Raw genomic sequence first — 7,573 nt, 5'->3', positions numbered from 1 at the left:
GGACGGCTGATGTATTAAAAGCCAGTCAAGTCATGCCTAAAGTCAAAATCATCACCGTACACATGGATACCGTGAATCATACCGCCGTCAGCCGCGCCGATATGCGTAAATTTATACGCGGTCAAGGCATTGAAAGCCGTGTGAACGTTCCGGAAGACGGAGAGACTGTGAGGCTAGATTGATAAATGGTCAGATTTTAAAGATGCTTTGCAAAAACACCTAAAAACCTGACCGCACTTTAGGATATAAAAAAGCCGTCTAAATTTTCAGACGGCCTTTTATTTCTTGCTTTATTCTCCAAATACTGCCCGATCAAAACGTTCAATATAGGCGACTAAATTTGCTTTGGTTCTTGCATATAGCGCAATTTCAGTGTCGATGGGTGTAAGAATCAGGCTTGCAACAACAGGCACGATGGCAACATCAACGGAGGTTAATTCTTCGCCGAAAAAGTAGCATTTTGTGCCTAAATAGTCGCTAATGGCGTCTAAATCTCATTTTCCGAAGGCGTAAATATCGGATTGCGTGTGTCTTCCGATACCATGTCCGTGCATTTCTTTTTTCGCATTTTCCTGTAACACAGCAAAAATCGCTTCGGCTTGTTCGGTTGGTATGCCATCAAACATTGCCTTCATCATAAATGGTTTGCCGAGAGGATCGACGAAACGGTTATATACGCCCGTCCAATATAAATGTCCTTCTGTCATACGGCGAAAGGCTTCAGCAATCGCTTTTTGTTCAGCCGTTAAATGTTTATCTAAATCAATGCCGTAGGTTTCAGTTAGATAACGTTGGATGAGAGAACTATCAGGGATCAACTTCTCGCCATCTTGCAATACCGGAACTTTTCCTTTAGGCATTTTGCTGAGATCGGCAACATATTCTTTTTCGAAATCTAAGCCGGATAAACGCAGCATCGCTTCAGTTTTCCAAGCGAAAGGTGATGGACTGCGAATTTTACCTTCCCCACGATAGCACGCGTTTCCTAACGCGTGCCTGAAAATCAATTTCGTTTGATTCAGATTTTTACTATTTTCATGAATAACTTCAATTTGCTTATTTTTTAGATAGATAAAACTACGCGTCAGAAGGGGGACTATCTGGGGAGCCGTTGGCAAAGCCAACGTTCAGAATCCTTTTGATTTTATGACCGCACTTTTTTGTCATTAGAAGAAAATGAAGAACTTAAACAGGTAATCACTTTATCGCCAAATATCACTTTTCCGGTAAACTTTATTCGTGAGCTTGCCTCGGGATTTTGCTAACTCCAAAACCACAATAGATTGTAATGGCACAAGCGAGAACGCTTGCGCTATCAGGGGGAAAGAATGAAGGATTTGCTCTCTTGGTAGTCGTTCCTGCTGTTTGCCGGCATGCTGGCGGTAACGTATTTCACTCGCCTTATTGGTTTTTTTGCCTTGCGCAACCGTACCTTATGCCGCCGCGCACAAATCGTGATGGAAGCTGCGCCGGGTTGCGTGTTGATTTACGTCATCGCGCCTTATTTCGTGTCCAACAAACCGCACGAATTGATTGCCATTGCACTGACCGTGCTTGCCGCAAGCAGGTTTTCCATGTTGGTTACCGTGTTGATCGGCGTCGGCAGTTCTGGGCTGTAGGGGTATTTGATGCGGTAGGCGGCTGCGTTTTCGTGATACCGGTTACACTTGTTTTCAGACGACCTTTCCCTTTCAGACGACCTTATCTTGTTATAATGTCGTCTGAAATTTTTTATAAAGCAAAATCATGGCAAACCAAAGACTCATCTACGGCTTCTACGCCGTCAACGCCCGCCTGTGGCAAAACCCGAAATCTATTACCGAACTCTACGTCCAAGAAGGCAAAAACGATGCCCGCACGCGCGACGTGTTGGAGAAAGCGGCAAACGAAAACGTGCGCGTACACTTTGCCATCGCCGGCGCGCTGGCAACCGCTATCGCCCTGAACGCAGGCGCAGCCTACACTTACGCCCTGCGCACTTTGGAAGCGGTTGACGCGCAGCGTTGATTTTGTCTCAAAGGGTCGTCTGAAAACCACTCCTGTTTCAGACGACCCTTTTGCTGACGGGCATTGCTTTTTGCCGCCGAACCGTTTAGATTGATGTCTTTGTTCAACCGTTTGGAGAAACAACCATGAAAAAATTACTGACTGCTGCGCTGACTGCCGCCGCACTCGTCCTTCCTGCAGCCGTATCTTATGCCGCGCCCGCTGCTAAAGCCGCCTGCGCTTCACATAGCGGCGATGCCGCCCGACAAACCGATTCCCGACAAAGTTCAGCCATGAATCAAACCCATACCGCCATCAGCAAATACAGCTTCGACGATACCGTCCGCCGTTTGGAAACCGTCGTTAAAGAAAAAGGCATGACCGTGTTCGCCATCATCGACCACCAAGCCGCAGCGCGACAAAGTGGTTTAGACATGCAGCCCGCGAAAGTCATCGTTTTCGGCACGCCCAAAGCCGGCACGCCGCTAATGCAAAAAGACCCCGCCTTCGCCCTGCAACTGCCGTTGCGCGTCCTCGTTACCGAAGCCGACGGCGCAGTCCAAGTCGTATTCAACGATACGCGCGCGCTGGTGTCGGGCAGCAAAATAGAGTTCGCCGAAGTGGAAAACACACTCGCCAATGCGGAAAAGCTCATCCGTAAAACGGTAACGGAATAAGGTTCGCCCAAATCCAAAGGTCGTCTGAAAACCTGAGCAAACCCTGAACTGCACCCCAAAAGTTGGACATCCCCTCCAACTCACAAGGTGCAGTTTTTTTATGAGCAAATATACATTACACTTCAAATACCAAGCCGTACTCCACTACCTGCATATACGCAGCCAACAGCGTACCGCAGATCATTACGGCATCTCCCGAACCCACCTGCGACGATGGATACGCGCCTATCAAGAAGGCGGCATCGGCGCACTCGAACATCCCCAATCCAAAACCATGACTGACCACCGCAAAACCCCTTCATTGCCGACAAACCCGACCACGAAAAAACACAGGCAGAGCTTATCTAAAAGTTGTGCTATATGCGCGCAAAGGTTGCCTACCTAAAGGAGTTAAAAGCCCTCAGCCAAAAGCGGACTGAGAAGGATAAAGCCAAACCGTCCAAACACTGAGGGCGCAACACCCGCTCAAATACCTGCTGCACATCGCACACCTGCCCAAAAGCAGCTTTTACTACCACCATCAAGACCGACCCGACCCCGATGAAGCCGACAAAGCCCTCCTCGTCGAAACCTACCGGCGGCATAAAATTTAAACTTATCTATATTTTTGCCACCGTGTTGCAATACGGCAGCATGAATGCCGCCGCACCGCATTTGGGCATGACCGCCAGCGCAATCAGTCAAGCCATTCGCAAGCTGGAAAATCATTACGGCGTCAAATTGCTTAACCGCACCACACGCAGCCTCACGCCGACAGCAGAAGGGCGGCAGTTGCAACAATACGCCCGTCAATTAACCGACTGGCACGATGCCGTTGAGCGCGAAATGGGCATTTTGCAAACCGAACTGGAAGGCGAAGTCCGAATCAGCCTACCGACCGGTTATAGCGCGGTTGAAGCGATGAAACGTACCGTGCAAACCCTATGCAGTCGCTATCCCAAAATTCGCTTAATACTCAATGAAAACAACCGCTTGGTGGATTTACAAAACGATACCGATATTGCTATCCGCGTTGTTTTACATCCTGACGATCCCGACAGCATCGCGCGCCCATTAGCACAATGGCAAACCTTGATTTGCGCTTCACCAGACTATTTGCACAAACACCCCATTGCCCAGCCGCAAAATTTACTCAATGCCGACTGGCTCAATCACAATAGCAATGTCCTGCTACACGCATTCAAGTGTTTAGGGCTACCGGAAACGCTGCCCGAAAATCGCACTGATTGCCCAGATTCTTCACTGGTCGCACGCGAATATGCCTGTGCCGGCATGGGAATGGCGGTGTTGCTTTCTGGCGATGTGGCGCCTTTAATAGAAAATGGTCAACTAAGCGTTGTATTACCTGAACACAAACTTCCCACCCGCACCCTTTATGCCACACCGCACATCGCACCCAATCAGCAAAAGTACGCACCGTATTGGATTGTTTAATGCGTTGTTTTGGTGAAGAAAAGGGATTGGCAAAAAGTGCTGGAAATTGACCGCACTTTTTCTAAAAGGCCGTCTGAAAAACAAACCTTCATATTTCATCTAAAAAAATGCAAAAGAAAACATTTTTTCATTGGAAAAAATGTATAAATATAAACTTATATTATTAGAAAAAGTGTATTCCATACTGTATAATTAGCCTATATCCGTTGTTTTAGAGAGGCATTATGCAGCGTAAAATCATACAATCCTTAGAAAAGTGGAAGTACAAAACAAACCGAAAGCCATTAATTATTCAAGGAGCAAGACAGGTAGGAAAAACCTGGGCGATGGAACACTTTGGCGAGCAATTCTTTGAAAAAGTGGCGTATATTAACTTTGATAATAACCCTCGCATGAGAACGCTATTTTCTGGCGACTATGATATTGATCGCTTAATGCTCGGTTTGAAAATTGAAAGCGGCGTCGATATTCAAGCAGAAAGCACCTTGATTATTTTTGATGAAGTACAAGAAGTCCCGCAAGCATTATCTTCACTCAAATATTTTTACGAAAATGCGCCTCAATTTTATATTGTCGCGGCAGGCTCATTGCTTGGGGTATCACTACATCATCAAGTCTCTTTTCCTGTCGGCAAAGTGGACTTTCTACCACTTTATCCCATGGATTTTCACGAATTTTTAACCGCACTTGGCAAACAAGATTTGGTGAAATTGCTGGAATTAAAAGACTGGTCGCTAATTTCAGCCATGAAAACCACTTATATTGATTTACTCCGTTTATATTATTTTGTAGGCGGTATGCCTGAAGCGGTAAAAGTATTTATCGAAACACAAAATGTCGATGAAGTGCGCCAAATTCAACGTAATTTATTGATGGCGTATGAACAAGATTTTTCCAAACATATTCACGATGGTCAAACTGTACAAAAAGTGCGGTCAATTTGGGCTTCCATTCCTGAGCAACTTGCCAAAGAAAATAAAAAATTTATCTATGCTCAGCTACAAAAAGGGGTGAGAAGCAAAGACTACGAAATTGCATTGCAATGGCTAAAAGACAGCGGCTTAGTGCATAGCGTGCCTCGAGTGAAGAAACCACATTTGCCGCTTTCCGCCTATCAAGATAACGCCTTTAAATTGTATGGCTTAGATGTGGGATTGCTGGCTGCACAAAGCAATTTGGATGCCAGCGTACTGCTAGAAGGCAGCCGTATTTTTACCGAATTTAAAGGCGCTTTAACCGAACAATACGTTTTACAACAACTGATTGCCACCCAAGAAAACCCTGTTTTTTATTGGGCAACTGAAAAAGGCACGGCAGAGGTCGATTTTGTTGTGCAACGTAAGCAAGCTGTGATTCCGATTGAAGTCAAAGCAGAAGAAAATTTAAAAGCGAAAAGTTTGAAAGTGTATGTAGAACAATTTCAGCCTGAGCAAGCAATTCGATTTTCCATGGTGGATTATCGGGAGCAAGAATGGCTGGTGAATGTGCCGCTGTATGGTGTAAGTTTGTTTGATAGTTTATAGGCGTTAAAGTATGGAAGAATTAAATTTTGTATCAAAAGAAGATTTTTGTATAAAAGTAAATGGGATATTTTCAGAACTATCTAATGAAGAACAACTTTCTTTAGTTGAAATTAGTTCTAATTTAAATAAGTCCGGTAACTGTGAAATAGAACCAGAATTAAAGAAATCTCTTCTTCTTTTGGCAAATATCTGTTTGCTAAAACTTAATTCAGAAAGTAGAAATGATCCTTTTCAGTCTTATATAAGTATAGGTAACAATTGCTCTTTTCATCCTATTGATTTAAAAGCTGAAGAAATTTTATGTCTATCTAATATTATTGATGAAGATATTCCATCTATCATAAAAGCAAGAATTGCTGATATTTTATGGACATGTTCGGTACCAAAAAACAAAAAATACTCAGAAATCGCCATTGAAAGCTATATTTCAATGGATGTGTGCGATGATTTCTTTGAACCAAATATTTATACTTTTTGGGAAAGAGCTGTAGTGCTTGCCAAACAAACGAAAAATAACTCCCTTATTGAAAAAATAAAATCAAAACTATTAAATGAAATAGATCATCCTTCTACTAGTTGGGATCTTCATCTGTTAAAAATAATTGAAATCTTTGATAACACAGATTTAGATAAAGGACTAAACCATGAATTAGCAGAAAAATTGTTAGAAAAACAAAAAGAATTTAATCATGAGAAACAATTTCATATTGCTGAAAAATATTTGGAGTCAGCTACTAAGCTGTTCAAAAAATCGGGTAATGCAGAGGATAGCTGTAGGAGTCTAGCATTTCTGGTGCAAGCTACAGAAAATCATGGAGACTATCGAAAAAATGAAAGCGCTATGGTTGCTAATCATTTTTATAAAATGGCTCTACAAAGATATAGGCAAATTCCAAATTCATATAGAAACACTCTGCAAATAGATCAAAAACTAGATACTATCCAAGAAAAAATTACTCAATCTGGACTTCTGATTACAGATGAATTGAAATTGATTTCTACTGAACAAATGAATATTTCTGAGTTACAAGAGCAAAGTATCAATCATGTAAAAGATAAACAAACTGCTTTTGAATCTCTTCTCTATTTTTCTGGTGTTTCATCTTGTAATTTTGGAAGCATATGGAAAAGTACTGAAAATAATATTAATAATTCTCCTATCTCTTCACTTTTTGGTGCAACTTCAGTTTCAGTTGATGGAAGAAAAATTTCTTCTATTCCTCCTTTAGATGGTAAGAATAGGGATGAAGTAATTCTAAAAAATGCTATTAAAAATTTTGGTATTCATATGCATTTAGTCGTAGAAGGCTGTATTCTTCCAGCTCTAGAACAAATTCAACAAGAGCATCTCTTTCCAAAAGAGTTTCTAATTCAATTATGTAAATTCTCATCTATTGTCCCTGAGAAAAGAGAAGTTCTAGTTGCTAATGCTTTGTATCAAGGATTTGAATGGGATTTTAGGAGTGCTATCCATTTATTAGCTCCACAGGTTGAAAATATGGTTAGACAGCTTTTAAAACAAAATGGACTTGTTACAACACACACAGATCCAAATGGTATTGAAAATGAAATGGGATTATCTAGTTTGGTCAGTATAGTGGGTGCTAGAGAAATTTTAGGGGATGATCTTTGGTTTGAATTACAAGCGGTATTCACTGATTCATTGAGTGCTAACTTAAGAAATGAAGTTGGACATGGATTATTAGATGATGATACTAGTAATTCTTTATATAGTATTTATGCTTGGTGGATGATTTTGAGATTAGTTGTTCGTAATGTTATACCTAAATCCTGAATATTTTATTCCCGACTAAGTGATGATATCTTAAAAAGCCGTCTGAAATTTCAAACGGCTTTTACTTTTAACGCATCCACAATCAGCTTAAACACATTGGAATGCCCGCGGCGGCTGGGGTAATAGAGGTAAAGCGGATCGTAGGTGATGGCGTATTC

At 42.1% G+C, this 7,573-nt stretch carries 8 protein-coding genes and 2 pseudogenes; 8 read left to right on the top strand and 2 right to left on the bottom strand.

What is annotated here, in order from left to right:
* A pseudogene (locus TW89_RS04150) lies at nt 1–182 on the top strand (MBL fold metallo-hydrolase); the annotation flags it as partial.
* A gap of 108 nt (nt 183–290) precedes the next feature.
* Here TW89_RS04150 and TW89_RS12265 read toward each other — a convergent pair.
* Both TW89_RS12265 and TW89_RS04140 read right to left on the bottom strand, forming a co-directional pair.
* Nucleotides 291–482, bottom strand: a complete 192-nt coding sequence (locus TW89_RS12265) for a glutathione S-transferase C-terminal domain-containing protein (protein ID WP_128580643.1) — start codon at nt 480–482, stop codon at nt 291–293.
* A 12-nt stretch (nt 483–494) separates the two neighbouring features.
* Entirely contained in the window at nt 495–1,124 is a 630-nt protein-coding gene (locus TW89_RS04140; protein ID WP_128580642.1) for a Tom37 metaxin N-terminal-like domain-containing protein, read from the bottom strand.
* A gap of 234 nt (nt 1,125–1,358) precedes the next feature.
* On the opposite strand from TW89_RS04140, the gene TW89_RS04135 reads away from it, so the two are divergent.
* The 7 genes and pseudogenes from TW89_RS04135 (at nt 1,359) to TW89_RS04100 (ending at nt 7,415) form a co-directional block, all read left to right on the top strand.
* Complete coding sequence (locus TW89_RS04135; RefSeq protein ID WP_283114459.1) at nt 1,359–1,619, top strand: AzlD family protein; 261 nt, start codon at nt 1,359–1,361, stop codon at nt 1,617–1,619.
* A 127-nt stretch (nt 1,620–1,746) separates the two neighbouring features.
* Nucleotides 1,747–1,921, top strand: a pseudogene (locus TW89_RS04130) (RNA methyltransferase substrate-binding domain-containing protein); the annotation flags it as partial.
* A gap of 211 nt (nt 1,922–2,132) precedes the next feature.
* Complete coding sequence (locus TW89_RS04125) at nt 2,133–2,663, top strand: DUF302 domain-containing protein (RefSeq protein ID WP_049359104.1); 531 nt, start codon at nt 2,133–2,135, stop codon at nt 2,661–2,663.
* A gap of 100 nt (nt 2,664–2,763) precedes the next feature.
* Nucleotides 2,764–3,048 (top strand): helix-turn-helix domain-containing protein, encoded by a 285-nt coding sequence (locus TW89_RS04115; RefSeq protein WP_239665049.1) that lies wholly within the window; start codon nt 2,764–2,766, stop codon nt 3,046–3,048.
* A 155-nt stretch (nt 3,049–3,203) separates the two neighbouring features.
* On the top strand, nt 3,204–4,097 hold the full coding sequence (locus tag TW89_RS04110) for a LysR family transcriptional regulator (RefSeq protein ID WP_128580641.1): 894 nt from the start codon (nt 3,204–3,206) through the stop codon (nt 4,095–4,097).
* A 224-nt stretch (nt 4,098–4,321) separates the two neighbouring features.
* A complete protein-coding gene (locus tag TW89_RS04105; RefSeq protein ID WP_128580640.1) occupies nt 4,322–5,620 on the top strand; it encodes an ATP-binding protein in 1,299 nt (432 codons plus the stop codon).
* A 10-nt stretch (nt 5,621–5,630) separates the two neighbouring features.
* On the top strand, nt 5,631–7,415 hold the full coding sequence (locus tag TW89_RS04100) for a DUF4209 domain-containing protein (RefSeq protein WP_128580639.1): 1,785 nt from the start codon (nt 5,631–5,633) through the stop codon (nt 7,413–7,415).
* Nucleotides 7,416–7,573: the final 158 nt, after the last annotated feature.

The organism is Neisseria flavescens (assembly GCF_001618065.1).
Taxonomy (GTDB): Bacteria; Pseudomonadota; Gammaproteobacteria; order Burkholderiales; family Neisseriaceae; genus Neisseria; species Neisseria flavescens_A.
This window is presented reverse-complemented; position numbering and strand designations above follow the sequence as displayed.

Bases quoted from the DNA above. Each gene is read 5' to 3' on its own strand.
- TW89_RS04115 (WP_239665049.1), top strand. From the start codon at position 2,764: ATGAGCAAATATACATTACACTTCAAATACCAAGCCGTACTCCACTAC.
- TW89_RS04110 (WP_128580641.1), top strand. From the start codon at position 3,204: ATGAAGCCGACAAAGCCCTCCTCGTCGAAACCTACCGGCGGCATAAAA.
- TW89_RS04100 (WP_128580639.1), top strand. From the start codon at position 5,631: ATGGAAGAATTAAATTTTGTATCAAAAGAAGATTTTTGTATAAAAGTA.
- TW89_RS04125 (WP_049359104.1), top strand. From the start codon at position 2,133: ATGAAAAAATTACTGACTGCTGCGCTGACTGCCGCCGCACTCGTCCTT.
- TW89_RS04105 (WP_128580640.1), top strand. From the start codon at position 4,322: ATGCAGCGTAAAATCATACAATCCTTAGAAAAGTGGAAGTACAAAACA.